The organism is Cellulosimicrobium arenosum, from assembly GCF_014837295.1.
Lineage (GTDB): Bacteria > Actinomycetota > Actinomycetes > Actinomycetales > Cellulomonadaceae > Cellulosimicrobium > Cellulosimicrobium arenosum.
In genome coordinates this window covers 602,796-627,661 of record NZ_JACYHB010000001.1, presented here as the reverse complement: position 1 = coordinate 627,661, position 24,866 = coordinate 602,796, and the positions used below count along the sequence as shown (strand labels likewise).

The following is a 24,866-nucleotide window of genomic DNA, read 5'->3' as shown; positions in this document are numbered from 1 at the left end:
CGTGACCACGCTCGCGCCGGCCCTCGTCCGTGTCCCCGCCGGGGGGATCGAGCTCACCGACGCGCGGTCGGGTTCGTCCCGGGTCGTCCGGCTCGCCGGCCGAGAGGTCGGGTGGGACGTGAGCGCGGACGGCTTCCGGCTGCCGACCGAGGCGGAGTGGGAGCACGCGTGCCGGGCCGGGACGTCCCGGCCGGTCTACGGGCCGCTGGCCGAGGTCGCCTGGACGGAGGCCGACGACGTGCCCGGTCCGCAGCCCGTCGCCGGCAAGGCACCCAACGCGTACGGCGTGCACGACATGCTCGGCAACGTGTGGGAGTGGTGCTGGGACTTCGCGGACACGGCGCGGTACGGGGAGTACCGGAGCCTGCGGGGCGGGGGCTGGGCCGATCGCCCGTGGAGCGTACGAGCGTCGGTGCGCCGGGGCAGCGCGCCCGACGCGCGGATCGAGGACGTCGGTCTCCGGGTGGCGCGGGGAACCGTCGGGACGCGCGGCGTGCTCGGCGCCCAGGGCTGGTCGGACGCGGCCGACCGCGAGCGCGCCGACGTGCGTGGCCCGCTCCCGCTCGGGTGGACGCCGCTGCGGTTGCGGCCGGCGGCGCACCAGGACGACGTCGGAGCGAGGGACTAGTGTTCGAGGTCGTGCCCGACGTCGACCCTTCCGCGCCCGTGGACGCCCCCGCCGAGGCGTCCTGCCCGCCCACGGCGCCGCTCGTGCGTGTGCTGGGACCGGTGCGCGTCCCCGGGCCCGCGGGGGCGTCCGTCGCACCGCGGGGTCCGCGTGCCGCGGCGCTCGTCGTCGCCCTGGCGCTCGCGGGCGGGCGGGCCGTGAGCGCGGGTGCGCTCGTCGACGACCTCTGGGGCCTCGACGTGCCGCAGGACCCGCGCGCGGCCCTGCAGAGCCTGGTCTCCCGGCTGCGTCGCGACGCCGTGCCCGGGCTCGTGGTCTCCCAGTCCGGGGGGTACACGCTCGGCGTCCCGAGCGACCTCGACGTGGCGCGTCGCGCGCTGCTCACGGCCCGGGCCGCGACGACCGGAGGGACGGGGGCGGGGGACGGCCCGGGTGCTGACGTCACGGGGGCGCTGCGTGACGCGGTCGAGCTGTGGCCCGACGGCGACCCGGGGGCGGACGTGCCGGGCGCCGTCGGGCACGCGATACGCACGGAGGCGGCCCGGTTGCACGCAGAGCTCACGCTCGCCTGGCGGACCGCCGCCGTCCGGGCGGGCGACCACGCGACGGTCGCGAGGCTCGCGGGGGAGGCCGTGGCGCAGGACGAGACGGACGAGCCCGCGGCGCTGGACCTGATGGGCGCGCTCGACGGGCTGGGCCGGCGCCCGGACGCGTTGCGGACGTACACGCGGCTGCGGTCGGCCCTGGTGCGCGAGCTCGGCAGCGAGCCCGGTCCCGAGACCGTGGCGCTGCACGACCGCCTCGCGGCCGCCGGGCGCGAGGGCGGACGGTCGCGCACGGCCGGGGCCGGACCGACGGACGTGCCCGCGAGGAGGACGCCGCCACCACCCCGGCGCGGGCACGCACGCGGTGTGCGGAGCTACCCGACGACGTTGCTGGGCCGCGAGGACGACGTCGTCGCCGTGGCCGCAGCGCTGGAGACCTCGCGTCTCGTGACGGTGCTCGGACCCGGCGGGCTGGGCAAGACCCGGTTGGCGCAGGAGGTCGCGCGGCGCGCCGTAGGGCAGGACGACCTGGTCGTCGTGGTGGAGCTCGTGGGGGTGCGCACCGACGACGACGTTGTGCTCGCGCTCGCAGACGCCCTCGGCGTCGTGCCCGCCGGGGGTTCCGTCCGGCTCGGCGACCGGCTCCAGGCCGGAGACGTCGCGGACCAGGTCGCGGAACGGCTGCGGGACCAGCGAGCCCTCGTGGTCCTCGACAACTGCGAGCACGTCGTGGAGGGCGCGGCGCGGTGGACCGGTCGGCTCCTCGACGTGTCCGAGCACCTGCGGGTGCTCGCCACCAGCCGTACGCCCCTCCTGCTCGAGGCCGAGCGCACGTACGCCCCGGCGCCGCTCGGCTCGGGCGGTGGCGAGGGCGACGGGCCGGCAGTGCGCCTGTTCACGGAGCGTGCACGAGCCGTGCGTCCCGAGGCGGTCGTCGACCGGGCGGTCGTGGCTCGGCTCTGCGAGCGGCTCGACGGCCTGCCGCTGGCGATCGAGCTCGCGGCGGCTCGCGTGCGCACCCTCGGTGTGGCCGAGATCGAGGCACGGCTCGACGAACGTTTCGCCCTGCTCCGGGCGCGCGACCGGTCCGTGCCCGACCGGCACCGGACCCTCGAGGCCGTGCTCGAGTGGAGCTGGAACCTCCTGGAGACGCGCCAGCAGGTGCTGTGGCGGCGGGCAGCGCTGCTGCCCGACGGGTTCTCGCCGGACGCCGCACGAGCCCTGGTCGCGGGCACGCCCGGGTGGCAGGTGGACGACGACGTCGACGCGCTGGTCCTCCAGTCCCTCGTGCGGGTCGAGGAGACCGACGGCGCGACCCGTTACCGCATGGTCGAGACCGTGCGGGAGTTCGGGCTCCTGCGGCTCGGCACGGCGCGGGAGGAGACCGCGGTCGTGGGGGCGCTCCTCGACTGGTCGACGACCGTCGCGCGCCGGTGCGCGGCACGGCTGCTGGGGCCCGAGCAGAACGCCGCCATGGTCGAGCTCGCGCAGGAGCAGGAGAACCTGTTGTTCACGGTACGTCGGGCGGTGCAGCGGGGGCGCCCGGACGTCGTCGTGCACGGCTTCGTCGCGCTGCTCGGCAGCTGGGCGCTGCGCGGTGCCGAGGACCGCATCGGCTCGCTCGTGCCGGCGGTGCTCGACTCGCTCGTCGGCTGGGACGTGCCCGAGGACGACGCCGACGCGACGGCGATCGCCCTCGAGGTCATCGCCGCCACGTCGATCTTCGGGATGCACGGGGGTGCTGCCCGGCCGCTCGCCCGGTTGCGCCGGCTCCTGCGCTCGAGCCACGGTGTCGGGCGGCGCACCCGGGAGCTGGCCGAGCTCGTGCTCGCCGGCTCACCCGAGGAGGTGCTGTCCGTCCTCGCCCGGCTGCAGCGCTCCGACGACGGCTACCTCGCGCTGATCGGGTACATGTTCGAGGCCCAGCAGCGGGAGAACGACGGCCAGCTCGCCCGCGCCGTCGAGCTGGCGACGGCCTCGCACGCGGCGGCCCGGCGTGTCGGTGACGTGGCGGCGACCATGATGACCGCTGCCGTCGTGGCGTCCTTCGTCGCGGAGCAGGGCGACGCCCTCGCGGCGCGTCGCTGGATCGCCACGGCGAAGGCGGAGCCCGGTGTTCTCGGCGTGGCCGAGCTGCACCGCCAGGTCGACTGGATCGAGCTGTGCGCCGCCCTGAGCCTGGGAGACGTCGACGGCGCCGAGAGCGCCCTCGGCGAGATGGAGTCCGCGCTCGCTGGGAGGGACGACGCCGCTGCCGTCGAGGCGACGGCCGTCGTCGAGCTCGGCCGGGGCGAGATCGCGTGGCTGCGCGACGACCACCAGGGCGCCCTGCGCCACCTGACCCGCGCGATCGACGCGCTCGGACCCGGGACGCCCCGCGGTGACAACGCGCCGTGGTTCCTGCTGCTGTCGTCGTCGACCCTGGTCCGGCGGGTCCAGGCCGGCGTCCACGAGGGCGGGCTCGTGCGCCGCATCGTCGAGGTGGGCGGAGCGCTGCGGGGCACGGGCCGCGGGTTCGTGGACCGGCCCGTCCTCGCGACGTCGTGCGTGGGGGTTGCGGCATGGGCGTGCCTCGGCGGCGGCGCGGGCAGCGAGGTGCCGGGTCCGCCCGTCCCCGAGGCGGCGGAGCGTGTCCGTCTGGGCGTCGAGCTGCTCGTGCTCGCGGCACGGCTCGGCGCTCGCGAGGACCTGCCGGCGCTCCGGCACGACGCGCTGCGCGGGGCCGTCGCCCGCGCCGGGCACGCCGATCTCCTCGCAGAGGCGGACCGGACGGTCGTCGCGTTGACCGACGACACCCTCGTCGGTCGCGCGGACGACCTCCTGGCCCGCCTCGGCGAGGAGGCGGGTCAGGCCTTCTTCATGTAGCTGCGCACGGCGAGCGGGGCGAAGATCGCGACGACCGCGGCGCACAGGAGCAGGGCGAGACCGACCTGGCCGGTCACGCTGCCGGTGCTCGCCAGGTCGCGGACCGCGGTGACCAGGTGCGAGACGGGATTGACGTTCACGAACCCCTGCAGCCACGTGGGCATGGTGTCCACGGAGACGAACGCGTTGGACAGGAACGTCAGCGGGAACAGGATGAGGAACGACATCCCCTGCACCGACGACGCCGAGCGGGCGATGACGCCGAGGAACGCGAAGATCCAGCTCAGCGACCAGGCGCACACCACGACGAGCAGGCCGGCGAGCACCACGCCGCCCACGCCGCCGCCCGGGCGCCAGCCCATGATCAGGCCCATGACGATCGTCAGCGTCGTCGCGATGAGGTAGCGCACGGTGTCCGCGAGGAGCGCGCCGGCCAACGGGGCGATGCGCGCGATGGGCAGGGAGCGGAAGCGGTCGAACACGCCCTTGTCCATGTCCTCGCGGAGCTGGGTCCCGGTGACGGCGGACGTCGTGATGACCGTCTGCACGAGGATGCCCGGGATGATGATGGGCAGGTAGTCCGCCACGCTCCCGGCGATGGCGCCGCCGAAGATGTACGTGAACATGAGCGTGAAGATGATCGGTTGCAGCGTCACGTCGATGAGCTGTTCCGGCGTGCGGCGGATCTTGACGAGGCCCCGGCGGGCCATCGAGATCGAGTCGGCGGCGCCCTGGCGGAAGGAGACGCGGTTGCGCAGCGTCCGTTCGTGGACGGGGGTGATCGGGCTGGCCGGCGCGGGCGCCGGCGCGGTGAGGGTGGTCATGCGGAGACCTCCGCGAGCTCGGGGACGGGGGCCGCGTCGGGCGTGTCGTCGCCCGCTCCGTGGCCGGTGAGGGTGAGGAAGACCTCGTCGAGGGTCGGCTTGTCCATCGACAGCCCGTCGACGTCGACACCGGACTCGCGCAGCCGCACGAGCAGGTCGGTGACACGTGCCGGGTCGGCGACGGGCACGGTCAGGCGTCGGGCCTCGGGGGAGGGCGTCGCGGCGATGCCGAGCACGTCGAGCGCGGCGTCGAGCGCGCGCGGGATGTCGTCGGGGCGGACCAGCGTCAGCTGGAGGGACTGCTGCCCGACGGACGACTTGAGGTCGTCGGCGGTCCCCTCGGCGACGACACGGCCGTGGTCGATGACGGCGATCCGGTCGGCGAGCTGGTCCGCCTCGTCGAGGTACTGCGTGGTGAGCAGGACGGTCGACCCGGTCGCGACGAGGCGCCGGATCGTGTCCCACATCTGGGCGCGCGTGCGCGGGTCGAGACCCGTCGTCGGCTCGTCGAGGAACAGCAGCGGCGGCTGCGCGATGAGGCTCGCCGCGAGGTCGAGCCGGCGACGCATGCCGCCGGAGAACTTCTTGAGCGGCCGGGCCGCGGCGTCGGTGAGGCTGAACTCCTCGAGCAGGTCGTGGGTGCGTCGCGTGGCCGCGGCCCCGTGCAGACCGTTGAGGCGGCAGAAGAGCATGAGGTTCTCGGTCGCGCTGAGCGTCTCGTCCACGGACGCGTACTGCCCCGTGACGCCGATGAGCTGCCGGACCACGAACGGCTCACGGACCACGTCGTGGCCGAAGATCGCGGCGTCGCCGCCGTCGGGGCGCAGCAAGGTGGCGAGCATGCTGATCGTGGTGGTCTTCCCGGCACCGTTGGGGCCGAGCACGCCGTACACGGTGCCGGGCTCCACGGTGAGGTCCACGCCGTCGACGGCGCGGTTGCCGCCGAAGACCTTGACGAGGCCGTGGGCCTCGATGGCGGGGGTGGTCATGTGTCCTCCTGGTCGGTGGGTTACGACCAGGCTGGACCGCCGCGCTGTCAGCGCGCCGTCGGGACGCGGCCACGAGCCGCCGGACGCTGCTACCGCGCTGTCACGCCGCTGTCACGATCGCGTGCGGGTGGTGAGCACGACGCGCGTCGTGCCGGCCACGAGCAGCGCGGAGCCCAGCATGTGCAGCCCCACGAGCAGCGCGGGCAGCCCGGTGAAGTACTGCACGTACCCGATCACGCCCTGCGCGAGCGTGATCGCGAGCAGGAGCCAGGCCGCGCTGCGCACCCGCCGCGGGGCGCGCCGGACGCTCACGAGGTAGGCGGCCAGGACCGCGACGAAGACCCAGACCGCCGCGGCGTGGAGCCTGCTCATGAGCGCGGGATCGACCGCGAGGCGGTAGCCCACCTCGTCGTCGCCGCTGTGCGGGCCCGCGCCGGTGACGATCACGCCGAGGACCACGACGACCGCGGTCAGCGCGCCCAGGGCCCACGCGACCGCGCGCGTGCGCGGCGGGACCGTCGGCGCCGGGGGGCCGTCGCCCTCGCCCGAGCGGTGCAGCAGCAGCAACGACACGGACACCAGCGCGGCGGAGACGACGAAGTGCAGCGAGACCCAGCCCGGATGGAGGTGCAGGAGCACGATGACCCCGCCGACGACGGCCTGCGCGGCCACCCCGAGCAGGGGCACGGCGCCGAGCAGCCGGTAGGACAGCGCGCGCGTGCGGTCCGTCCACACGAGGACGAGGGTGGCGATCGCGATGACGGAGAGCACGCCGGTGAGCGTGCGGTTCCCGAACTCGACGAACTGGTGGTAGGTCGTCTCGGCGTGGAACTGTGCGGTGAACTGCCCCGGCTCGCACTGCGGCCAGGTGGAGCAGCCGAGACCGGAGCCCGTGAGGCGCACCGCCCCGCCGGTGACGATGATGCCGATCTGGGCGACCAGGTTGGCGACGAGCACCGGTCGTGTCCAGCGCCGCCAGCGCGCCGACGGGGCCGGCCGGACGGGGCCGGTCGGTGCTGCGGGTGTCGCGGGTCGCCCCGCACCTGCGGGCGGGACGGTAGAGCTCGAGGTCACCCGACTACGGTATCGGGCGCCTCGTCGCTCGGGGCGCCGTCCGGCGCCCTGCTCCTGAGACGTGTGCCACGGCGCCTGCCTGCTCGCCGCGCAGGTCGTCCCGATGCCGGATAGCGTCCAGGCCCATGGACGACGAGGGGACCGCACCCGACGGCGGGAGCTCGCGGACGGCCCGGCTCGTCCGGCGGGTCACCGAACCGCCACGCCGGGTCATGCGCGAGACGACGAAGCCGTCGTTGGCCCACCCCGCGCTGCTTCCCGGTATCGGGGTGGAGAGCACCGGGAAGGACTTCACCACGAACCGGGCCGTGTTCGTGGTCGCGGCGATCCTCACCGGTGCCTTCATCGTGTGGGGCATCGTCGGTACCGAGTCCCTGACCACCGCATCGGACGCGGCGCTCGGCTGGGTCTCGAGCTCCTTCGGCTGGATGTTCTCGCTCCTCACCGTCGTCGTGTTCCTCTTCATGCTGTGGGTGGGGTACGGACGGTACGGGTCGGTACGCCTCGGCCGGGACGACGAGCAGCCCGAGTTCTCGCGCATCTCGTGGATCGCGATGCTGTTCGCCGCCGGCATGGGCATCGGTCTGCTCTTCTTCGGCCCCTACGAGCCGCTGACCTACTTCCTGGACCTGCCGCCCGCGTTCGCCGACCTCGAACCCGGGTCGAACGCCGCCATGTTCGCGGCGACCGCGCAGACGATGTTCCACTGGGGGCCCATGGCGTGGTCGTACTACGCCCTCGTCGGCGGGGCCATCGCCTACGGCGCGTACCGCAAGGGGCGCAGCCCGCTCATGTCCTCGTTGCTCGAGCCCATCTTCGGCGCCCGCACCCACGGGTGGGCAGGCGCGGTGATCGACGTGGCCGCGATCATCGTCACGCTCTTCGGCACGGCCGTGTCGCTCGGCATCGGCGCGCTCCAGATCGGCCGCGGTCTCGAGCTCGTGACCGGCGTGGGTCCCCTCGGCAACGGTGCGATCGTCGCGATCATCACCGTGCTCTCGGTGGTGTTCATCATCTCGGCCGTCTCCGGGGTCAAGCGCGGCATCCGGGCGCTGTCCAACACGAACATGGTCATGACCGGCCTGCTCGGGATCTTCATCCTCGTCGTGGGCCCGACAGCGTTCCTGCTCGCCTTCGTCCCGAGCGCGCTCTCCACGTTCGTCGGGGACACGTTCGTGCTGCTCGCCCAGAGCTCCGCGACGAGCGAGGACGCGTACGTCTTCATGGACACCTGGACCACCTACTACTGGGCGTGGTGGGTCTCGTGGACGCCGTTCGTCGGGATCTTCGTCGCGAAGATCAGCCGTGGGCGCACGCTGCGCGAGTTCGTCACGACGGTGATCATCGCCCCCAGCCTGGTCACGCTCGTGTGGTTCGGGATCGTCGGGGGCACGACGATGCGGCTCGAGCAGGAGGGCGCGGGCATCAGCCGGGCCCAGTCGCCCCAGGACATGCTCTTCCGTCTCCTGGACCAGCTGCCGTTGAGCGGGTTGACCGCGGTCGTCGCGATGATCGCGATCGTCATCTTCTTCGTCACGAGCGCGGACAGCGCGTCGCTGGTCATGGGCAGCCTCAGCCAGCGTGGGCGCCCGGAGCCGTCGCGCTGGGTCACGATCACGTGGGGCGTCGCGCTCGCGGGGATCGCCGTCGTCATGCTCCTCGTGGGCGGCAGGCAGGCGCTCGACGGGCTGCAGGCGCTGGTCATCGTGACGGCCCTGCCGTTCGCGTTCGTGCTGATGCTCATCATGGTGGCGTGGGCGAAGGACCTCGCACGCGACCCGCTCGTGCTGCGTCGGCGCTACGCGCGTGAGGCGATCCGTCTCGGCGTCACGCAGGCGATCGAGGAGCACGGGGACGACTTCGTGTTCGCGGCGGGTGCCACCGCACCGGACCAGGAGTCGGCCGGGGACTGGCTCGACTCGCACGACCCGGCGCTCACCGAGTGGTACGAGCCGCACGAGGAGCCGGACGAGGAGCCGCGTCGTTAGGTGGCTCGGGGTCAGTGCCAGCGGAAGAGCTTGCCGGCCCCCCAGCCGAGCGCGGCGGTCCAGGCGAGCAGGACGACGACCGAGAACGCGGGTACGGACCCGTCGAGCAGGGCGCCCCGCATCGCCTCGCCGAGCGCACCGGACGGCAGCAGGACGGCCACGTGCTCGAGCGCCCCGGGCAGCTGCGCGGCGGGGACGAGCACGCCTCCGCCGACCGTGAGCAGGACGAGCACGAGGTTGGCGACCGCGAGCACGCCCTCGGCGCGCAAGGTCCCCGCGAGCAGCATCGCGAGCGACGTGAACGCGGCGGTGCCCAGCAGCATGGCGAGCAGTGCTCCGGGGAGCCCGGTGAGGTCGGGCGACCAGCCCAGGGCGAGCGCGACGAGCGTGATGACCACGACCTGGACCACCTCGACCGCGAGGACGCCGAGCACCTTCCCGGCGAGCAGGCCGCCACGCCCCAGGGGCGTCGTCGACATGAGGCGCAGGACGCCGTTGCGGCGGTCGAACGCGGTCGCGATCGCCTGGGACGTGAACGCCGTCGACATCACGGCCAGGGCGAGCACGCCCGGCGTGACGAAGTCGACCCGGCTCGCGCCGCCCGTGTCGAGGTCGACGAACGAGGTCAGGACGAGCCCGAGCAGGAGCATGACCGGGAGCACGATCGTGACGAGGAGCTGCTCGCCGTTGCGCAGGATCATGCGGGTCTCGAAACCCGTCTGCGCGACGACCCGCCGCCACGCGGGCGACGCTTCGCCGTGCGGGCCGTCCGCGCTGTTCTCGGTGTGGGCCTGGTACGCGGCGGCGACCGCCGCGTCGTCGGGGGTCGTGCTCATCGCAGGTGCCGTCCGGTGAGGTCGAGGAACACGTCCTCGAGGGTGCGGGTGCCGACCGTGACCCGCGACGCGAGCACGTCGCGGTCGGCGAGCCACGTCGTCAGGACGGCCAGCGCTCGTGGTGTGGCCGGGCCCACGAGGGCGTACGAGCCGGGCGTCGGCTCGCTCACGGACCACGCGGCGTCGGTCAGGGTGTCGGCCGGCCGGTTGGGCAGTGCGCCGGTCAGGTCGTCGAGCACGCGCCGCAGCGCGGCGAGATCGAGACCCGGTTCGGCCTCGACCCGCACCGTGCGTGCGGAGCCGCCGCTCTCGCGGCGGTCGTCCCCGGCGAGCAGCGCGCGCGTCGTCCCGGACGCGATGACCCGGCCGTGGTCGACGACGTACACGTGGTCGGCGAGGTCCTCCGCCTCGTCCATGAGGTGGGTCGTGAGCACGATCCCGACGCCGTTCGCGCGCAGCTCGCGCACGAGGTCCCACACGGCGTGGCGGCTCTGCGGGTCCATGCCCGCGCTCGGCTCGTCGAGGAACACGACGTCGGGGCGCCCGACGACCGCAGCGGCGAGCGCGAGCCGCTGTCGCTGCCCGCCGGACAGGCGCCGGACCGTCGTGCGCGCGAAGCTGCCCAGCCCGAGGCGTTCGGTGAGCTCACCCACGTCGCGCGGCGCGGCGTACATGGACGCGACGTGGCGCAGCATCTCGCCGGCACGCACGCCGGTCGGCAGCCCGCCGTCCTGCAGCATGACGCCCACGCGGGGTCGCAGGTCGCGCGCGTCGTCGACCGGGTCGAGCCCGAGGACACGGATCTCCCCGGCGTCGGGGGAGCGCAGCCCCTCGCAGCACTCGACCGTCGTGGTCTTGCCCGCCCCGTTGGGTCCGAGGACCGCGGTGACCGCGCCACGCTCGGCGACGAGGTCCACCCGGTCGACGACGGCGCGGCCGTCGTAGCGCTTGACGAGGTCGCGGACCAGCACGGCGGGGTCGGGCACCCGGCGATCGTATCCGTCGGGACCGGTGTCCACGTGCCTCCGAACGGGCCCCGTGACGCTGCCGGATGCTGTCTGGTTCGTCACAGCGGGTCCGGTCTGAGGTACGCCTTGCTTGCGCCAGGGCAATTAGGGAACAACCATGTTCTCTATATGGGTGCACTGTGCCGGTGGCCGGTGCCCGCGAACCGAGCGGAGGTGAGCATGTCCGAGGACGTCGATCGACGGACGCGCCAGCGCGTGCTCGAGCTCGTCGCGGGTGCGGGACCGGTCAGCGCCGCCGACCTCGCCGCCACGCTCGGCCTCACGCCGGCGGCGGTGCGCCGCCACCTCGCGTGCCTCGAGGGCGACGAGATGGTCGCGGTGCACGATGCCGGGCACACGACGGGCCTGCGCGGCCGCCCGGCCCGGCGGTACGTCGCGACGACGGCCGGTCAGGGCGAGCTCACCGGCACGTACGCCGACCTCGCCACGCAGGCTCTGCGGTACCTGCGAGACGTCGGCGGCGAGGCCGCCGTGGAGACGTTCGCGCGCGACCGTCTCGCCGACGTCGCGGACCGCTACGCGGCCCGCGTGGACGCCGCCGACGTCGAGGGCCGTGCCCGGCAGCTCGCGGCGGCGCTCGCCGACGACGGCTACGCCGCGAGCGTGCGCCCCGTCCTCGGTACGGCGACCGTGCAGCTGTGCCAGGGGCACTGCCCCGTCCAGCACGTCGCGGCCGAGTTCCCGCAGCTGTGCGAGGCCGAGGCCGAGGTCTTCTCGCGGCTGCTCGGCTCCCACGTGCAGCGGCTCTCGACGCTGGCCGGCGGTGCGCACGCGTGCACCACGAACGTGCCCGTCGCCATCGTCCCCGCGAGCGAGGCGCGCTCGCGGGGAGCACCGTCGGCGGGCGAGCCCTGACCGGCCGCCCATCCCGCGCCGGGGCCAGCCCCGCTCGCACCCAGACCCTGATCCGAACCCGACCGTCCCCCTCCGCCCCGCGGACAGTGGAAGGAATGACATGAGCGCTCCCACCCAGGACGCCGCCGGTGTGGCCCAGCCCGCCGACGACAAGCGCAGCGACGAGGAGATCATCGCCTCGATCGGTGCCTACGAGTACGGCTGGCACGACAAGGACGACGCCGGCGCGATCGCGCAGCGCGGCCTGAGCGAGGCCGTCGTGCGCAACATCTCGGACCTCAAGAACGAGCCCGAGTGGATGCGCAAGGCGCGCCTGAAGGCGCTGCGGCTCTTCGGCAAGAAGCCCATGCCCAACTGGGGCTCGGACCTCACGGGCATCCACTTCGACAACATCAAGTACTTCGTGCGGTCGACGGAGAAGCAGGCCACGAGCTGGGAGGACCTGCCCGAGGACATCCGCGCGACGTACGACCGGCTGGGCATCCCCGAGGCGGAGAAGCAGCGGCTCGTCGCCGGTGTCGCCGCGCAGTACGAGTCCGAGGTCGTCTACCACCAGATCCGCGAGGACCTGGAGGAGCAGGGCGTCATCTTCATGGACACCGACACGGCCCTGCGCGAGCACCCCGAGCTGTTCCAGGAGTACTTCGGCACCGTCATCCCGGCCGGCGACAACAAGTTCGCGGCGCTCAACTCGGCCGTGTGGTCGGGCGGGTCGTTCGTCTACGTGCCGCCGGGCGTGCACGTCGAGATCCCGCTGCAGGCCTACTTCCGCATCAACACGGAGAACATGGGTCAGTTCGAACGGACGCTGATCATCGCGGACGAGGGCTCCTACGTGCACTACGTCGAGGGCTGCACCGCCCCGATCTACTCGAGCGACTCGCTGCACTCGGCCGTCGTCGAGATCATCGTCAAGAAGAACGCGCGCGTGCGCTACACGACCATCCAGAACTGGTCGAACAACGTGTACAACCTCGTGACCAAGCGGGCGACCGCGGCCGAGGGCGCGACGATGGAGTGGGTCGACGGCAACATCGGCTCCAAGGTCACGATGAAGTACCCGGCGATCTACCTGCTCGGTGAGCACGCTCGCGGCGAGACGCTCTCGATCGCGTTCGCCGGCGAGGGCCAGCACCAGGACGCGGGCGCCAAGATGGTCCACGCCGCGCCGCACACGTCGTCGTCCATCGTGTCGAAGTCCGTGGCGCGAGCCGGTGGCCGCACGTCCTACCGCGGGCTGGTCCAGGTCCTCGAGGGCGCCGCGCACTCGGCGTCGACCGTGCTGTGCGACGCGCTGCTCGTCGACCAGATCTCCCGGTCCGACACCTACCCGTACGTCGACGTCCGCGAGGACGACGTGTCCATGGGTCACGAGGCGACGGTCTCGCGGGTGAGCGAGGACCAGCTGTTCTACCTCATGTCCCGAGGCATGGCCGAGACCGAGGCCATGGCGATGATCGTGCGCGGGTTCGTCGAGCCCATCGCGCGCGAGCTGCCCATGGAGTACGCGCTCGAGCTCAACCGCCTCATCGAGCTGCAGATGGAAGGGTCCGTCGGCTGATATGACCACGACAACCACACCCGAAGAGACCGGTGCACCGGCCGGTGGCCTGACCACCGACCACTCGCGGGCGCAGGCCGACGGCGCGCACTCCCACGGCGTCGTGCCCCAGGGCTCGCGCGCCGAGCGGCTCACCTCGTTCGACCTCGCCGACATCCCCGTGCCCACCGGGCGCGAGGAAGAGTGGCGGTTCTCGCCCGTGGCGCGCATCGCGCCGCTGTTCGAGGACAGGCTGGTCGGCCAGTCGGGCGGCGGCGACGTGCGCGTCACGGTCGTCGAGGCGCCGGAGGTCTCGGTCGAGATCGTCGGCCGCGACGACGAGCGCCTCGGCACCGCCGGCAAGCCCGGCGACCGCACCGCGGTCACCGCGTGGAACGGGTTCGAGCAGGCCACCGTCGTCACGGTGCCCCGGGAGGCCGTCGCGTCCGACGTCACGTCGGTCCGCGTCGAGGGCTCGGGCGACACGCCCACGGCGAGCCACGTCCTGGTACGGGCCGAGCGGCACTCCGAGGCCGTGGTCGTGCTGGACCACCTGGGCTCCGCGACGCTCACCGAGACCGTGGAGATCGTCGTCGAGGACGGCGCGCACCTGACCGTCGTGTCCGTGCAGGACTGGGCCGACGGCGCGGTGCACACGTCCTCGCACAGGGCCCGGATCGGCCGGGACGCGCGGCTCAAGCACGTCGTGGTGACGCTCGGCGGCGACGTCGTGCGCATCACCCCGGACGCGGAGTTCACCGCCGAGGGCGGCGAGGTCGAGATGGTCGGGCTGTACTTCGCCGACGCGAACCAGCACCAGGAGCACCGGCTGTTCGTCGACCACGCGGTCCCGCGCTGCAAGTCGCGCGTGACGTACAAGGGTGCGCTGCAGGGCGAGGGCGCGCACACGGTGTGGGTGGGCGACGTGCTCATCCAGGCCGAGGCCGAGGGCACGGACACGTACGAGCTCAACCGCAACCTGGTCCTGACCGACGGCGCGCGCGCGGACTCCGTGCCGAACCTCGAGATCGAGACCGGCGAGATCGAGGGCGCGGGGCACGCGTCCGCGACCGGCCGGTTCGACGACGAGCAGCTCTTCTACCTCCAGGCGCGTGGCATCCCCGAGATCGAGGCCCGCCGCCTCGTGGTGCGGGGATTCTTCGCGGAGCTCATCGCCGACATCGGCGTCGAGTCCGTGGAGGAGCGTCTGCTCGAGGCGATCGAGCGCGAGCTCAACAAGTCGATGTCCGCGATCGAGGGCGGCGGGGCGACGGACGCCGAGGGCGTCGCGTGAGCGCACAGCACGCCTGCTCCACCGCCGACCTCGCGCCGGAGGAGGCGCTGCGCGTCGACCTCTCCGCGGCGGACGGGGCGACCGTGGAGGTCGCCGTCGTGCGCGACGCAGACGGCCGGTGGCACGCCATCTCGGACGTCTGCTCGCACGGGGCCGTGTCCCTGTCCGACGGCGAGGTGGAGGGCTGCTACGTCGAGTGCTGGCTGCACGGGTCGCAGTTCGACCTGCGCACCGGCGAGCCGACCGCGCTGCCCGCGATCCGTCCCGTCCCCGTCTACCCGATCACGGTCGACGGCGAGCGCGTGCTCGTCGACGTCGACTCGCCGATCGGCTCCTGACCGGCGCGGGCCCGCGCCACTCCTCTGAACAGACCAGAAGACCTGGAGAACCACGAATGTCCACTCTCGAGATCCGCGACCTGCACGTCAGCGTCGAGACCAAGGAAGGGCCGAAGCCGATCCTGCGCGGCGTCGACCTGACGATCAACAGCGGCGAGGTCCACGCCATCATGGGCCCGAACGGCTCGGGCAAGTCCACGCTCGCCTATTCGATCGCCGGCCACCCGAAGTACCAGGTGACGGGCGGGAGCATCACGTTCGACGGCCAGGACGTCCTCGCGATGACCGTCGACGAGCGCGCCCGTGCCGGCGTGTTCCTCGCGATGCAGTACCCGGTCGAGGTCCCCGGCGTGAGCGTGTCGAACTTCCTGCGCACCGCCAAGACCGCGATCGACGGCGAGGCACCCCCGCTGCGCCACTGGGTCAAGGACGTCAAGTCCGCGATGCAGGGCCTGCGCATGGACGACTCGTTCGCGGCGCGCTCGGTGAACGAGGGCTTCTCCGGCGGCGAGAAGAAGCGTCACGAGATCCTGCAGATGGAGCTCCTGCGGCCGAAGTTCGCCGTGCTCGACGAGACCGACTCCGGCCTCGACGTCGACGCGCTGCGCATCGTGTCCGAGGGCGTCAACCGCGTCCACGAGAGCACCGACGCGGGGATCCTGCTCATCACGCACTACACGCGCATCCTGCGGTACATCACGCCGGACTTCGTCCACGTGTTCGTCGACGGCAAGGTCGCCGAGGAGGGTGGGCCCGAGCTGGCCGACCGCCTCGAGAGCGAGGGCTACGACCGCTTCCTGCCCGGCGCGGTCGAGTCCGCCAGCGCGGCGTCGGCCTGATCCGGTCCCGACGATGACGACCGTCGCGCGCACCGGCGCACAGCCGGACCGCCTGAGCGCAGGGGAGCTCGCTGCGGTGCGAGCCGACTTCCCGCTGCTCGGGCGCACCGTGCGCGGCGGCCGTCCGCTCGTCTACCTCGACTCCGCGGCGACCTCGCAGAAGCCGCAGGTCGTCCTGGACACCGAGGTCGACTTCTACGAGGAGCGGAACGCGGCGGTCCACCGCGGCGCGCACCAGCTCGCGGAGGAGGCGACCGAGGCGTTCGAGGACGCTCGCGGCGACGTCGCGGCCTTCGTCGCCGCACGGCCCGGTGAGATCGTCTGGACGTCCGGCGCGACGGCCGCGATCAACCTGGTGACGTACGCGATCTCGAACGCGACGCTCGGCCGCGGGGGAGAGGCGGCACGCCGCTTCGCGCTCGCGCCGGGCGACGAGATCGTCGTCACCGAGGCCGAGCACCACGCGAACATCGTGCCGTGGCAGGAGCTCGCGGCCCGCACGGGGGCCGTCCTGCGCTGGTTCGGGGTGGACGACGACGGCCGGATCCGTGTCGAGGACGCGGCGTCGGTCATCACCGAGCGGACCCGGGTCGTCGCGTTCACGCACGTGTCGAACGTGACGGGCGCGGTGACCCCCGTCGAGCCGATCGTGTCCCGGGCGCGCGAGGTCGGGGCGCTCACGGTGCTCGACGCGTGCCAGTCCGTCCCGCACCTGCCGGTCGACCTGCACGAGCTCGGCGTGGACTTCGCGGCGTTCTCGGCGCACAAGATGCTCGGCCCGACCGGTGTCGGCGCGCTCTACGGGCGGCGCGAGCTGCTCGAGGCGCTGCCACCCGTGACGACGGGTGGGTCGATGATCGAGGTCGTCACGATGGCCGAGTCGACCTACATGGCGCCCCCGCAGCGCTTCGAGGCGGGCACGCAGGCCGTCGCGCAGGTGGTCGGGTTCGGCGCAGCCGCGAGGTACCTGCACGAGCTCGGCATGGCGGGCGTCGCGGCGCACGAGCACGAGCTCGCGGCCGAGCTGCTGCGCATCGGCGAGATCCCGGGGGTGCGGATCATCGGGCCGGCTGAGCCCGTCGATCGGCTCGCGGTCGTGTCGTTCGTGGTGGACGGCGTGCACGCGCACGACGTGGGGCAGGTGCTCGACGACGCCGGGATCGCCGTGCGCGTGGGGCACCACTGCGCGCAGCCGCTGCACCGGCGCTTCGGGATCGCGGCCACGGCGCGCGCGTCCGCCTCGGTCTACACCACGCGCGAGGACGTCGAGACGTTCCGGGAAGCCCTGGCGGGGGTCCGGGCGTTCTTCTCGGTGGACTGAGAGGAAGTGACCGGATGAGCTCGATCGAGCAGATGTACCAGCAGGTCATCCTCGACCATGCGAAGACCCCGCACGGTCGCGGGCTGGTCGACGTGCCCGACGGCGCGTCGTCCGGCCAGTCGCACCAGGTGAACCCGACGTGCGGGGACGAGGTGACGCTGCGCGTCGAGCTCGAGCGCGCCGGCGAGGACGGCGCACCCGTGATCGGGCGCGTCAGCTGGGACGGGCAGGGCTGCAGCATCTCGCAGGCCTCGCTGTCCGTCCTGACCGACCTCGTCACCGGGCGCCCGGTGCCCGAGGCCGAGCACCTCGGCGAGGTGTTCCGCGACCTCATGGGCTCGCGCGGGTCCGGCCTGGACGAGACCGCCGAGGACGAGCTCGGGGACGCCACGGCGTTCACGGGGGTCTCCCGTTACCCTGCCCGCATCAAGTGCGCCCTGCTCGGCTGGGCGGCGCTGCGGGACTCGCTCGTGACCTCGGGCGCACTGGACCACACGACCGCGGCACGAGCCGCGACCACGACGGAGGAGAACCGATGAGCACCGAGACCGGCGCGCCCGAGGGCGTCGCCCCCAGCCCGCCCACCGTCGCCGACGTCGAGGAGGCCCTGCGCGACGTCATCGACCCCGAGCTCGGCATCAACGTCGTCGACCTCGGCCTGATCTACGGCGTGCAGATCGACCAGAACAACCACGCGATCATCGACATGACGCTCACGTCCGCGGCCTGCCCGCTGACCGACGTCATCGAGGACCAGTCCGCGCAGGCGCTCGACGGCCTCGTCGACGGGTTCCGCGTCAACTGGGTCTGGATGCCGCCGTGGGGCCCGGAGAAGATCACCGACGACGGCCGCGAGCAGCTGCGGACGCTCGGCTTCAACGTCTGACGGTCACCACCGCCCGTCGACCGACGCCGCACTCCCACCGGGGGGGTGCGGCGTCGTGCTGTCCGTCGCTGGTCACGATCGGCTTGCAGATCCTTCCGGTGCATTGACGCGAACTGTCCTGAGTGTTGGGATATGTGCGCCCACACCACTTTTCGGAGGATGACGTGACACAGCAGGACCAGACCGGCTCGGGCGGATCTCCGCGGCAGGTGCGCTACCGCGGCCGGCACCTCCCGATGGTCGCGGTGGTCGTCGCGGCGACGATCGCGACCGCCCTGGCGTACAGCGGCATGGTCCTGTTCGGTCTCGAGGTCGCGCACATGTCGCCGCTCGAGGCGTACGGCCTGGCCGGCTTCCTCGAGGTCAGCCTCGTCGCGGTGGCGCTCATGGCGCGCAACGCCGCGCTCGAGGGCCGCCCGTACGGCATCCTCCTCACGCTCACCTGGGTGCTCTCGGGCACGTCGGGCGTGTTCGCGGCGCTCCACGAGATCGCCGTCCCGACCGACAGCACCCCCTACATGGTGGTGTTCCGGTTCGTGCCGCCGCTGGTCGCCGCGCTCATGTGGCACCTCGCACTCGTGGGGGAGCGGCACATGGTCACGGGCCACACGCTCGACGAGCGTCGCCGCGAGACGCGGGTCCACGGATACGTCACCGCCATGGAGCAGTGGCGCGACGCACGCGTCGACAGCTCGGGCTCGTCGGCGGACCTGCGCAAGGTCCGGGCCGCCCACCAGCGTCAGCGCGCCGCCCGCGACGCTGCCCTCAAGCTGCTGACGGTCGAGGACTTCGAGCGCCGCATGCAGATCTGGGTCGACCGCCTGGAGGCCGCAGAACGCCACGGCAACCGGCTCGACCTCATCGGGGCGAGCTCCGTCAAGCGTGGCACCGCCCGCGGTCCGGCCGAGGAGCCTACGGTCCTCGCCGCCCGGACCGCCGCGCCCGCCGAGGCACGCGGCCTGGAGGCGCTCGCGCAGGAGCTGGCGCGTGACGCCGAGGTCCGCACGGTCGAGAGCTCGCGATCCGGTGCGCCGTTGCCGGAACGCCCGGCCGCCAAGGCCCGTGCCGGGGCCCCCGCCGTCGACGACGAGCAGCCCTACGCGCCCGAGACCGCCTTCGAGGCGCTTCCCGAGCTCGAGGCGCGCGTGAAGGACGTGTTCGGACGCACCGGGCCACTCCCCTGGGAGCAGCCCGCCCCGGACGCCACCGGCGCGTCGCAGGTCGTGGAGCCGCCGGCCGTGACAGGTCACACCCGGCGCGTCGAGGTCTTCGACCTCGTCCCTCCCCGGAGCGGCGCGCAGGCCGCGGCGACCGACGTCGACCCGGCCCCACCCGGCGACGACCCGACCGTCGAACGCGACCGTCGCATCGTCGAGCTCGCCCGCCAGGGCCTGAACCAGCGTGAGATCGCACAGCGGGTCTCGGCGTCACGGTCGACCGTCAGCCGCGTCGTGCGCCGCTACGAGGACCAGAAGCCCGTGCCGGACGACGACCGCGAGCTCGCGAACGCCTGACGAGGCGTCATCGTCCGGGTCGACGACCTGGAGCGCTGCGCGGCACGGCATGAACCGTTCGGAGCTTCTTCCGACGCGCCGGCTCAGCCGACCGCTGCGACCGGGGAGGGGAGCGGGACGCCTGAGCCGTCGCGGCGCTGGTCGACCTCGGGCAGGTCGACGGGCTGGCCGCCCGAACCGGTGGCGTGCGGTGGGCCCTGCCCGACCCACGCGAGGATCAGCGTGTCCGCGCCCTTGAGGAACCGGTGCGCACGGACCCCGCCGGTCCCGCGCCCCTTGCCCGGGTAGAGCTCGTACGGCGTCACCTTGGCGGCGCCGGTCTGGGTCCCGGCGAGGGCGCCGGACGAGCCCGCGAGGGTCACGACGGCGGCGAGGTCGCGCACGTCGGCGCGCACGACGCCGAAGAACGCGACGCGCTGCCCGTCCGCGAGGCGGATGCCTGCCATGCCGCCGGCAGAGCGGCCCTGCGGGCGCACCGCGCTCGCGTCGAAGTGCAGGAGCGACGCGTCGGTGCTGACGAACACGACCTCGTCCTCGTCCGTCGCCGGTGCCGCGCCGACGACGACGTCGCCGTCCTTGAGGCCGACGATCTCCCACGCGTCGCGATTGCTCGGCACGTCGCCGGGGGCCACGCGCTTGACGACGCCCTGCGCCGTCCCCAGCGCCAGCGGAGGCCCGTCGGCACCGAGCGACGCGATCGTCACCGCGTGCTCTCCCGGGTCGAGCACGACCACCTCGGCCAGCGGCACGCCGCCCGACAGGCTCGGCGCACCGTCGGTGAGCGGCAGCGCGGGCAGGTCGAGCACCGAGATCCGGACCATGCGTCCCCGGTCCGTGACGAGGCCGACGTCGCCGCGTGCCGTGGTGCGCACGCGGGCGCGGACGACGTCGTGCGCGGCGCGCGACGAGCCGGACCGTGACGGCTTGGTGTCGTCGCTCGTGCGGGCCAGGAGCCCCGTCGCCGAGAACAGCACCCAGCACGGGGTGTCCGCCACCTCGAGCGGGACGACCGCCGCACTCGTCGCGGTCTGGCCGGCCGACTCCAGGAGCACCGTGCGGCGCGGCGTGCCGTACGTCGTCGCGACGTCGGCCATCTCGCCCGAGACCACGGCCCGCAACCGCGCGTCGTCGCCCAGGATCTCCTGCAGCTCCTCGATCTCCCGGCGCAGCTGCTCCTGCTCCTTCTCGAGCTCGATGCGTGAGAACTTCGTCAGGCGCCGCAGCTGCAGCTCGAGGATGTAGTCGGCCTGCGGCTGGGACAGGTCGAACACGTCCTGCAGGCGCGTGCGCGCCGTGCCCGCGTCGTCGGACGAGCGGATGACCTGGATGACCTCGTCGATGTCGACGATCGCGACCAGCAGCCCGTCGACGAGGTGCAGGCGTTCGGTCCGCTTGCGCAACCGGTGCTCGGACCGGCGGCGCACGACGTCGATGCGGTGGTCGACCCATACCCGCAGCAGGTCCAGCAGACCGAGCGTGCGGGGCTGACCGTCCACCAGCGCGACGTTGTTCATGCCGAACGAGTCCTCGAGCGGCGTGTGCTTGTAGAGCTGCTGGAGCACGGCCTCGGGGTTGAACCCGGTCTTGACCTCGATCACGATCCGCAGGCCGTGCGCGCGGTCCGTGAGGTCGGTCGCGGCGGAGACGCCCTGGATCTTCTTCGCCTTGACGCCCTCCGCGATCTTCTCGATCACCTTCTCCGGGCCCACGAGGTACGGCAGCTCGGTGACGACGATCCCCTTGCGCCGCGGGGTCACGTCCTCGACGCGCGTCGTGGCGCGGATCCGGAACGAGCCGCGGCCCGTGCGGTAGGCGTCGCGCACGCCGTCGAGGCCGACGATCTTGCCCCCCGTCGGGAGGTCGGGGCCGGGGACGAACCGCTGGATGGCCTCGAGGTCGGCGTCCGGGTGCGCCACGAGGTGGCGGGCGGCGGAGACGACCTCGACGAGGTTGTGCGGCGCCATGTTCGTCGCCATGCCGACGGCGATGCCCGAGGCTCCGTTGACCAGCAGGTTCGGGATGGCCGCGGGCAGCACGTCGGGCTGGCGCAGCTTGTTGTCGTAGTTCGGCACGAAGTCGACGACGTCCTCGTCGAGGTTCGCCGTCATGGCGAGCGCGGGCGGGGCGAGCCGCGCCTCCGTGTACCGCGAGGCGGCGGGCCCGTCGTCGAGGGTCCCGAAGTTCCCGTGCCCGTCGACCATCGGCAGGCGCAGCGAGAAGTCCTGCGAGAGACGCACGAGCGCGTCGTAGATCGCGCCGTCACCGTGCGGGTGCAGCTTGCCCATGACCTCGCCGACGACCCGCGCGGACTTCACGTGCGCGCGGTCGGGGCGCAGGCCCATGTCCGCCATCATGTACAGGATCCGGCGCTGGACGGGCTTGAGCCCGTCACGGGCGTCCGGCAGGGCGCGCGAGTAGATGACCGAGTACGCGTACTCGAGGAACGACGTCTCCATCTCCGACGTGACGTCGACGTCGACGATGGTCTCGTTCACCTCGCTCGGGTCCAGCGAGGGGGTGGAGGGCTTGCGCGCCATGGTCGTGCGGGCTCCTGCCGGTCGTGGGTGCGGTCGGGTGCTCGTGCAGCGGGGCCCGAGACGACGGTGCGGCGCGGGGACGCCACCGCACGTGAGGGTAGCCGACGCGTGCGACGCTCCCATTCTCCGACCCAGCGGGTGCGTGACGGCGCAGGCGCACCGTGGGCGGCACCGCCTAGCCTGGGACCGTGAGCGACGACGTCCGTGCCCCGGCCCCGGGGGAGTACCCCGTCGAGTGGGAGGCGGACGTCGTCCTGCGCGACGGCAGCACGACCCACCTGCGCCCGATCCGCCCGACGGACGCCGAGGCGCTGCAGCGCTTCCACGTCGCGCAGTCCGAGCGCTCGACGTACCTGCGCTTCTTCGCCCCGATGGAGCGCCTCTCGGACCGCGACCTCGACCGGTTCACGCGCGTCGACCACCACGACCGGGTCGCGCTCGTCGCGGTGGCGGCGCGTCCCGGCGCCGGCGACGCCGGCACGGACGACCAGGACATCATCGGGGTGGCCCGGTTCGACCGGACGTCCGAGCACGAGGCGGAGGTCGCCTTCAACATCGCCGACGCGGCCCAGGGGCGCGGCCTGGGCTCGGTGCTCCTCGAGCACGTCGCCGCCGCCGCCCGCGAGCGGGGGGTGCGCCGGTTCACGGCCGAGGTGCTGCCGCAGAACGGCAAGATGCTCGGTGTCTTCCGCGAGGCCGGGTATCACGTCCACCAGCAGATGGACGACGGGTTCGTCCTCGTCGGCGTCGACCTCGACCCGACCGAGCAGTCGCGCGCCGTCATGGCCGACCGCGAGCACCGTGCGGAGGCCCGCAGCATGCGGGGCCTGCTCGGCGCGACGAGCGTCGTCCTCGTCGGCCCCGGGAACGCGGGCACCGTCGCGACGGACCCGGGGATCGACGACGTCCTCGCCGAGCGCGCGCTCCGTGCGCTCGTGCGCTCCGCGACGTCGGTCCACGTGACGGGCGTCGCCGCGGCCGCGTCCGTGCCCGACGACGGCGCGGACCTCCACGTCCACGCGTCCCTCGCGGACGTGCCGGGACCCGTCGACCTCGCCGTCGTGGCCCTCGCGCCGCGCGCGGCGATCGCCGCCGTCCGCGACCTCGCCCGCCTCGGCGTCCGGGGCGTCGTCGTCCTGTCGGCCGGCTATGCCGAGACCGGCCCCGAGGGCCTCGCGCTGCGCCGCGAGCTCCTGCGCGTCGCGCACACGTCGGGGCTGCGCGTCGTCGGGCCCGCGAGCTACGGCCTCGTCGCACGAGGGACCGACCCCGAGCGCCCCGTCCTGGCTGCGACGCTCGCCGACGAGCTGCCGCGGCCCGGCGTCGTCGGCCTGTTCAGCCAGTCGGCGCCGATGGCGGTCACGCTGCTCGCGACGACCGTGCGTCGCGGGCTGGGCGTGTCGTCGTTCCTGTCGGCTGGCCACCGCGCGGACGTGTCCGGCAACGACCTGATGCAGTACTGGCAGGACGACGCCTCCACCCAGGTGGTGTGCCTGTACCTCGAGTCGATCGGCAACCCGCGCAAGTTCTCGCGGATCGCGCGGCGGCTCGCCTCGGTCAAGCCCGTGGTGGTCGTCACCGCCGGACGCAGCGGGCACGTGGTCCCGCCCGGCCACGCCGTGCGGTCCACGACCGCCCCGCGGCGCACGCTCGAGGAGATGCTGCGCCAGTCGGGCGTGATCCGCGCCGAGAACACCCACCACCTGGTCGACATCGCGCAGCTCCTCGCGCACCAGCCCCTGCCCGCCGGGCGACGCGTGGGGATCCTCGCGAGCTCGGCCGCCCTGGCCGCCCTGGTCGCGGAGGCTGCTGCGTCCGCCGGGCTCGTGGTCGCGCGGACGGACTTCGTGCCCGAGGACGCCGACGACGCGCGTGTCGCCGAGGCCGTGGACGCGATGTACGCGCCCGGCGCGTGCGACGCCGTCGTGGCCGTCCAGGTGCCGGTCGCCCGCCCGCGCCGGCCGCAGGTGTCGGCGGCGCTGGCCGCGGCGTCCGCACGCAGCGGGCGCACGACGGTCGCGAGCATGCTCGGGCTGCACGGTCTGACGGCCGAGCTCGCGGCCCCCGACCCGCACGACGAGGACGCGCCGGCACGCTGCGTGCCGGCCTGCTCGACGCCGGAGGACGCCGTGGCTGCCCTCGGCGCCGTCGTCCAGTACGCCCGCTGGCGCGGCGCCGACCACGGGGAGACGGTCGCCCCGACCGGCACCGACCCCCGCGCGGCGCGCGCCGTCGTCGAGCGCGAGCTGGGTGGTGCGGTCGAGGTCGAGCTCGGCCCGGAGGCGACCGCCGAGCTCCTCGCGTGCTACGGGGTGCACGTCGCCCCTGCACGTCGCGTGCGGACGGCCGACGAGGCAGTCGCAGCCGCCCACGACGTCGGGTGGCCGGTGGCGCTCAAGTGCACCGCTCCCGCGCTCCGGCACCGTGCTGACCTGGGCGGGGTGCGGCTCGACGTCACGGACGAGGACGAGCTGCGCGCCGGCGTCGCGCAGCTGCGGACCACGCTCGCCGCGGTCCTGCCGGGCTCGGCCGACGAGCCGCTCGAGGTCCAGGCCATGGTCGACGCGGGGGTCGCGTGCGTGATCCGCTCCACGGAGGACGAGCTCTTCGGCCCGGTCGTCTCGTTCGGGCTGGCGGGAGACGCGGTCGACCTGCTCGGGGACGTCGCCTACGGGGTGCCGCCGCTCACCGACGTCGACGTCGGCGCGATGGTCCGCTCCGTGCGCGCGGCGCCCCGGCTGTTCGGGTACATGGGGACGCCGGTCGTGGCCACGGCCGCACTCGAGGACGTGCTCGCGCGGGTCTCGGTGCTCGCCGACGACCTGCCCGAGGTCCGCAGCCTCGAGCTGTACCCGGTCGTCGTGTCCGAGCACGGGGCCGCGGTGCTGAGCGCCCGCGTGCGCCTCGCGGACGCCCAGCGGGCCGACACCCTGCGGCGGGCGCTGCCGGGCTGACGGGACGCCGG

The 24,866-nt window shown here is 73.5% G+C and carries 19 protein-coding genes; 13 read left to right on the top strand and 6 right to left on the bottom strand.

Annotation, left to right across the window (positions count from 1 at the left end; genetic code table 11):
• Positions 1-46 precede the first annotated feature (46 nt).
• Positions 47-628: a formylglycine-generating enzyme family protein gene (locus IF651_RS02880; protein ID WP_338403733.1), complete on the top strand. Its 582-nt coding sequence runs from the start codon at positions 47-49 to the stop codon at positions 626-628.
• Positions 629-639: 11 nt separating this feature from the next.
• Entirely contained in the window at positions 640-4,038 is a 3,399-nt protein-coding gene (locus tag IF651_RS02875; RefSeq protein ID WP_191827525.1) for a BTAD domain-containing putative transcriptional regulator, read from the top strand.
• Here the strand turns inward: IF651_RS02875 and IF651_RS02870 are convergent.
• The 3 genes from IF651_RS02870 to IF651_RS02860 form a co-directional block, all read right to left on the bottom strand.
• The gene (locus IF651_RS02870; RefSeq protein WP_191827524.1) at positions 4,020-4,862 is read right to left on the bottom strand and encodes an ABC transporter permease; all 843 of its coding nucleotides are present in this window, start codon (positions 4,860-4,862) and stop codon (positions 4,020-4,022) included. The genes IF651_RS02875 and IF651_RS02870 overlap by 19 nt on opposite strands.
• On the bottom strand, positions 4,859-5,851 hold the full coding sequence (locus tag IF651_RS02865) for an ATP-binding cassette domain-containing protein (RefSeq protein WP_191827523.1): 993 nt from the start codon (positions 5,849-5,851) through the stop codon (positions 4,859-4,861). Before IF651_RS02865 ends, IF651_RS02870 begins: the two co-directional genes overlap by 4 nt.
• Positions 5,852-5,962: 111 nt before the next feature.
• Complete coding sequence (locus tag IF651_RS02860; protein ID WP_191827522.1) at positions 5,963-6,925, bottom strand: COX15/CtaA family protein; 963 nt, start codon at positions 6,923-6,925, stop codon at positions 5,963-5,965.
• A 125-nt stretch (positions 6,926-7,050) separates the two neighbouring features.
• Between IF651_RS02860 and IF651_RS02855 the strand changes: the two genes are divergently transcribed.
• On the top strand, positions 7,051-8,913 hold the full coding sequence (locus IF651_RS02855) for a BCCT family transporter (RefSeq protein ID WP_191827521.1): 1,863 nt from the start codon (positions 7,051-7,053) through the stop codon (positions 8,911-8,913).
• A gap of 11 nt (positions 8,914-8,924) precedes the next feature.
• On the opposite strand, the gene IF651_RS02850 is transcribed toward IF651_RS02855, so the two are convergent.
• Both IF651_RS02850 and IF651_RS02845 read right to left on the bottom strand, forming a co-directional pair.
• Positions 8,925-9,749 (bottom strand): ABC transporter permease, encoded by an 825-nt coding sequence (locus IF651_RS02850; RefSeq protein ID WP_191827520.1) that lies wholly within the window; start codon positions 9,747-9,749, stop codon positions 8,925-8,927.
• The gene (locus IF651_RS02845; RefSeq protein ID WP_191827519.1) at positions 9,746-10,735 is read right to left on the bottom strand and encodes an ATP-binding cassette domain-containing protein; all 990 of its coding nucleotides are present in this window, start codon (positions 10,733-10,735) and stop codon (positions 9,746-9,748) included. Before IF651_RS02845 ends, IF651_RS02850 begins: the two co-directional genes overlap by 4 nt.
• 201 nt (positions 10,736-10,936) lie before the next feature.
• Here IF651_RS02845 and IF651_RS02840 point away from each other — a divergent pair, with 201 nt between their 5' ends.
• From IF651_RS02840 to IF651_RS18125, 9 genes are all read left to right on the top strand, one after another.
• Entirely contained in the window at positions 10,937-11,632 is a 696-nt protein-coding gene (locus tag IF651_RS02840) for a helix-turn-helix transcriptional regulator (RefSeq protein ID WP_191827518.1), read from the top strand.
• Between the two features lie 100 nt (positions 11,633-11,732).
• Positions 11,733-13,193 carry a Fe-S cluster assembly protein SufB gene (gene sufB / locus IF651_RS02835; RefSeq protein WP_191827517.1) on the top strand — a complete coding sequence of 487 codons (1,461 nt, stop codon included), beginning with the start codon at positions 11,733-11,735 and terminating at the stop codon, positions 13,191-13,193.
• Between the two features lies 1 nt (position 13,194).
• Positions 13,195-14,466 carry a Fe-S cluster assembly protein SufD gene (sufD, locus tag IF651_RS02830; protein WP_191827516.1) on the top strand — a complete coding sequence of 424 codons (1,272 nt, stop codon included), beginning with the start codon at positions 13,195-13,197 and terminating at the stop codon, positions 14,464-14,466.
• On the top strand, positions 14,463-14,804 hold the full coding sequence (locus IF651_RS02825; RefSeq protein WP_191827515.1) for a Rieske 2Fe-2S domain-containing protein: 342 nt from the start codon (positions 14,463-14,465) through the stop codon (positions 14,802-14,804). The genes sufD and IF651_RS02825 overlap by 4 nt, the downstream gene beginning before the upstream one ends.
• 56 nt (positions 14,805-14,860) lie before the next feature.
• Positions 14,861-15,643 carry a Fe-S cluster assembly ATPase SufC gene (sufC, locus tag IF651_RS02820; protein WP_191827514.1) on the top strand — a complete coding sequence of 261 codons (783 nt, stop codon included), beginning with the start codon at positions 14,861-14,863 and terminating at the stop codon, positions 15,641-15,643.
• A 13-nt stretch (positions 15,644-15,656) separates the two neighbouring features.
• Positions 15,657-16,964 (top strand): cysteine desulfurase, encoded by a 1,308-nt coding sequence (locus IF651_RS02815; RefSeq protein WP_191827513.1) that lies wholly within the window; start codon positions 15,657-15,659, stop codon positions 16,962-16,964.
• 14 nt (positions 16,965-16,978) lie between these two features.
• Complete coding sequence (gene sufU, locus IF651_RS02810) at positions 16,979-17,503, top strand: Fe-S cluster assembly sulfur transfer protein SufU (RefSeq protein ID WP_191827512.1); 525 nt, start codon at positions 16,979-16,981, stop codon at positions 17,501-17,503.
• Positions 17,500-17,850, top strand: coding sequence for a metal-sulfur cluster assembly factor (locus IF651_RS02805; RefSeq protein ID WP_191827511.1), 351 nt, complete (start codon positions 17,500-17,502; stop codon positions 17,848-17,850). Before sufU ends, IF651_RS02805 begins: the two co-directional genes overlap by 4 nt.
• Positions 17,851-18,014: 164 nt before the next feature.
• Positions 18,015-19,364, top strand: coding sequence for a helix-turn-helix domain-containing protein (locus IF651_RS18125; RefSeq protein WP_191827510.1), 1,350 nt, complete (start codon positions 18,015-18,017; stop codon positions 19,362-19,364).
• A gap of 83 nt (positions 19,365-19,447) precedes the next feature.
• Here the strand turns inward: IF651_RS18125 and IF651_RS02795 are convergent, their stop codons facing one another.
• Positions 19,448-21,901: a DNA gyrase/topoisomerase IV subunit A gene (locus IF651_RS02795; protein WP_191827509.1), complete on the bottom strand. Its 2,454-nt coding sequence runs from the start codon at positions 21,899-21,901 to the stop codon at positions 19,448-19,450.
• Between the two features lie 188 nt (positions 21,902-22,089).
• Between IF651_RS02795 and IF651_RS02790 the strand changes: the two genes are divergently transcribed.
• On the top strand, positions 22,090-24,855 hold the full coding sequence (locus IF651_RS02790) for a GNAT family N-acetyltransferase (RefSeq protein WP_191827508.1): 2,766 nt from the start codon (positions 22,090-22,092) through the stop codon (positions 24,853-24,855).
• The last annotated feature ends 11 nt before the right edge of the window (positions 24,856-24,866 follow it).

Bases quoted from the DNA above. Each gene is read 5' to 3' on its own strand.
- IF651_RS02870 (WP_191827524.1), bottom strand. From the start codon at position 4,862: ATGACCACCCTCACCGCGCCGGCGCCCGCGCCGGCCAGCCCGATCACC.
- IF651_RS02865 (WP_191827523.1), bottom strand. From the start codon at position 5,851: ATGACCACCCCCGCCATCGAGGCCCACGGCCTCGTCAAGGTCTTCGGC.
- IF651_RS02855 (WP_191827521.1), top strand. From the start codon at position 7,051: ATGGACGACGAGGGGACCGCACCCGACGGCGGGAGCTCGCGGACGGCC.
- IF651_RS02850 (WP_191827520.1), bottom strand. From the start codon at position 9,749: ATGAGCACGACCCCCGACGACGCGGCGGTCGCCGCCGCGTACCAGGCC.
- IF651_RS02840 (WP_191827518.1), top strand. From the start codon at position 10,937: ATGTCCGAGGACGTCGATCGACGGACGCGCCAGCGCGTGCTCGAGCTC.
- sufB (WP_191827517.1), top strand. From the start codon at position 11,733: ATGAGCGCTCCCACCCAGGACGCCGCCGGTGTGGCCCAGCCCGCCGAC.
- sufD (WP_191827516.1), top strand. From the start codon at position 13,195: ATGACCACGACAACCACACCCGAAGAGACCGGTGCACCGGCCGGTGGC.
- sufC (WP_191827514.1), top strand. From the start codon at position 14,861: ATGTCCACTCTCGAGATCCGCGACCTGCACGTCAGCGTCGAGACCAAG.
- IF651_RS02815 (WP_191827513.1), top strand. From the start codon at position 15,657: ATGACGACCGTCGCGCGCACCGGCGCACAGCCGGACCGCCTGAGCGCA.
- sufU (WP_191827512.1), top strand. From the start codon at position 16,979: ATGAGCTCGATCGAGCAGATGTACCAGCAGGTCATCCTCGACCATGCG.
- IF651_RS02805 (WP_191827511.1), top strand. From the start codon at position 17,500: ATGAGCACCGAGACCGGCGCGCCCGAGGGCGTCGCCCCCAGCCCGCCC.
- IF651_RS02795 (WP_191827509.1), bottom strand. From the start codon at position 21,901: ATGGCGCGCAAGCCCTCCACCCCCTCGCTGGACCCGAGCGAGGTGAAC.